Genomic DNA, 232 nt, shown 5'->3' with positions numbered 1-232 from the left:
CGGCAACTACGTCCCCTGGATGGGTGCGGTCCCGCAGTGGGCCTGGGCCCTGATCGCCCTGGTAGTGGTCCTGGCCCTGAACCTCGTCTCGGTGAAGGTCTTTGGCGAGATGGAATTCTGGTTCGCCCTGATCAAGGTCGCCGCCCTCGTCGCGTTCCTGCTGGTGGGCACCTACTTCGTCATCTTCGGCACCCCCGTGGACGGCCAGGAAGTAGGCCTGAGCCTGATCACC

At 64.7% G+C, this 232-nt stretch carries 1 pseudogene; it reads left to right on the top strand.

Going from position 1 to position 232, the window contains the following annotated elements:
• A pseudogene (locus ASF72_RS20995) lies at positions 1–232 on the top strand (amino acid permease); the annotation flags it as partial.

Source organism: Arthrobacter sp. Leaf141, assembly GCF_001424565.1.
GTDB lineage: Bacteria > Actinomycetota > Actinomycetes > Actinomycetales > Micrococcaceae > Arthrobacter.
Note: the sequence above shows the minus strand (reverse complement) of the source record. Positions and strands in the feature narration are given on the sequence as shown.